Source organism: Pseudoalteromonas porphyrae (assembly GCF_001298125.1).
GTDB classification, from domain to species: Bacteria; Pseudomonadota; Gammaproteobacteria; order Enterobacterales; family Alteromonadaceae; genus Pseudoalteromonas; species Pseudoalteromonas neustonica.
Map to the genome: position 1 here is coordinate 1 of NZ_LHPH01000046.1, position 3,592 is coordinate 3,592.

Here is a 3,592-nt window from a genome sequence, read left to right on the forward strand (position 1 = left end):
GTGGGGTTAGTACGACAACCACGGCCGATTCAAGCGGTAATTGGAGCTTGTCAGGCAACGAATTGGATATTAGCGCGCTGAATAATGGCACGCTTACGGTATCAGCAACGCAAGTAGATAGCGCGGGGAATACCTCAACGGCGGCGACCACATCGATCACACTTGATAACCAAGCGCCGAATGCACTGACGATCACCACGCCAATTGAAGGCGATGGCAAAGTCAATGCCAGCGAGGATAACGATGTACTCGTGCAAGGTGGCGGCGCAGAATCAGGCGCCACCGTGACGGTTAACGTGGGTGGGGTTAGTACGACAACCACGGCCGATTCAAGCGGTAATTGGAGCTTGTCAGGCAACGAATTGGATATTAGCGCGTTGAATAATGGCACGCTTACGGTGTCGGCAACACAAGCCGACACCGCAGGGAATACCTCAACGGCGGCAACCACATCAATCACACTTGATAACCAAGCGCCGAATGCATTGACGATCACCACGCCAATAGAAGGCGATGGCAAAGTGAATGCCAGCGAGGATAACGATGTACTCGTGCAAGGTGGCGGCGCAGAATCGGGCGCAACAATTACAGTCAGTATTGACGGTGTGACTAAAACCACCACCGCTGACACGAGCGGTAATTGGAGCTTGTCAGGTAACGAACTAGATATTAGCGCGTTGAATAATGGCACGCTTACGGTATCAGCAACACAAGCTGACAGCGCGGGGAATACCTCAACGGCAGCAACCACATCAATCACACTTGATAACCAAGCGCCGAATGCACTGACGATCACCACGCCAATTGAAGGCGACGGCAAAGTCAATGCCAGCGAGGATAACGATGTACTCGTGCAAGGTGGCGGCGCAGAATCAGGCGCCACCGTGACGGTTAACGTGGGTGGGGTTAGTACGACAACCACGGCCGATTCAAGCGGTAATTGGAGCTTGTCAGGCAACGAATTGGATATTAGCGCGCTGAATAATGGCACGCTTACGGTATCAGCAACGCAAGTAGATAGCGCGGGGAATACCTCAACGGCGGCGACCACATCGATCACACTTGATAACCAAGCGCCGAATGCACTAACGATCACCACGCCAATTGAAGGCGATGGCAAAGTCAATGCCAGCGAGGATAACGATGTACTCGTGCAAGGTGGCGGCGCAGAATCAGGCGCAACAATTACAGTCAGTATTGACGGCGTGACGACAACCACCACAGCTGACACGAGCGGTAATTGGAGCTTGTCAGGTAACGAACTAGATATTAGCGCGTTGAATAATGGCACGCTTACGGTGTCGGCAATACAAGCCGACAGCGCGGGGAATACCTCAACGGCGGCAACCACGACCATCAGCTTGGATAATCAAGCGCCGAATGCATTGACGATCACCACGCCAATTGAAGGCGATGGCAAAGTCAATGCCAACGAGGATAACGATGTACTCGTGCAAGGTGGCGGCGCAGAATCGAGCGCAACTATTACAGTCAGTATTGACGGTGTGACTAAAACCACCACAGCTGACACGAGCGGTAATTGGAGCTTGTCAGGTAACGAACTAGATATTAGCGCGTTGAATAATGGCACGCTTACGGTATCAGCAACACAAGCCGACAGCGCGGGTAATAGCTCAACGGCGGCCACAACGACGATTGTTTTAGATAATCAAACACCGAGTACACTCGTCATTAATACACCTATAGAGGGTGACGGCATTGTTAATAAAGATGAAGATAACGATGTTGAGATCACAGGTTCGGGGGCTGAATCAGGTGCGACTGTATCCGTGGATATCGCAGGAGTAAGCCAAAATGTTGTTGCGAATGCCAGCGGTAATTGGACATTATCAGGTAGTGAATTGGATATTAGTTCACTAAATAATGGCACGCTAACGGTTAGCGCAACTCAGACGGATAGTGCGGGTAACCTGTCTGATTTAGCAACAAAAGTAATTACGCTTGATAATGTTGACCCTACAGGACACAGTGCAGCAATTACGCAAACTGAAATTAATCGAAGCAATGAAGCAGCGTTAAGCTTTACTTTGAGTTCTCTAGAGGGAAGTGGCTCATTTACATACCAAATAACAGATGGTTCAAATATAGTATCTAGCAGTGCTGCTACCACCATAAGTGCGGTAACGGCAGAAATCACTGACGTGGATGTAACCAATTTAAATGAGGGGACATTAACATTATCAGTGGCAGTATCGGATTCAGCTGGAAATGAAGCAGATGACGTAACGACTTCGGTTATCAAGCGTTACAATATCAAACCTGTGTTATCTGGTTCGCCAATAACGTCTATAGATGAAGATGCTGAATATAGCTTTACGCCAACACTCACAGATCCTGATACAGCTGACACACAAACCTTTAGCATAACAAATAAGCCTAGCTGGGCTACATTTGATACTGCGACAGGTTTACTTTCAGGCACACCTACCGATCAGGATGTTGGTACCACGACGAATGTGAGTATACAGGTATCAGATGGGACCGAGGACAGTGATCCACTGACATTTAATATTGAAGTAAAAAATACCAATGATGCGCCTATTGGTGAACACTTTGGGTTTAGCTTAGATGAAGGTGCGCTACTTACCAAAGTGGCTGCAGATGGTGTATTGAGTACGGCGACCGATGACGACACGGATAGTGATGATACATTAACAGCTGTAAAAGTAACCGACCCAACATCGGGGACATTAACATTTAATAGTGATGGTAGCTTTAGTTATCAACACGATGGCAGTGAAACCACAACTGACAGCTTTACTTATCAAGTAGTAGATACCGCAGGCGAAAAATCAGCAATCCAAACGGTGAGCTTTACAATTACATCGATAGAAGATGCGCCAGTTGTTGTTAATGATTCAGCTACTACAGATGAAGACACCCCGATTACCTTTAACGTGGTTGCTAACGACAGTGATGCTGAGAATAACATGGTTGTTTCCTCAGCGGCTGTTGTTGATGCAGCAACAAAGGGGCAGGTTAGTATTGCTAATGGCGTGGTAACCTATACACCATCGAGTAATGTATCAGGCACAGACACGTTTACTTATACAGTGAAAGACAGCACAGGGTTAACCTCTGAAAAAGCGACCGTAACAGTCGTTATTACCCCTGTAAATGATGCACCTGTAGCGAGTAACTTTAATGAAATGGTGGATGAAGATACACCAACAAGTGCATTAACAGTAAGAAGCACGGCCACTGATGTGGAAGATACGGTACCGACCGGTGATATTTCGCTTATCGCCCAACCAGTCAAAGGGTCTGTGAGTATTAACCAAAATGATGGCACTTTAATCTATACGCCTGCGGCTAATGAAAATGGCCAAGACACCTTCACGTACACCATTGCAGACAGTGATGGTTTAGTATCAAACACCGCAACAGTCACCGTTAACATAGGTGCAGTGAATGACCGCCCGGTTGTTGCGAATGATGCGGTGACTACCGATGAAGACACAGTAACAAGTGTGGCCATTTTAGCGAATGATTCAGACGTTGAAGACCAAGGATTTAACGGCGCGAATGTATTGTTAGAAGATAAAGGCGATGGCGTCGGTGAATACAGCTT

1 protein-coding gene is annotated in these 3,592 nt (G+C 47.6%); it reads left to right on the plus strand.

The window, feature by feature from the left end; genetic code table 11:
- The coding region (locus ADS77_RS20940) for a beta strand repeat-containing protein (protein ID WP_152960653.1) at nt 1-3,592 on the plus strand (3,592 nt) is incomplete at both ends.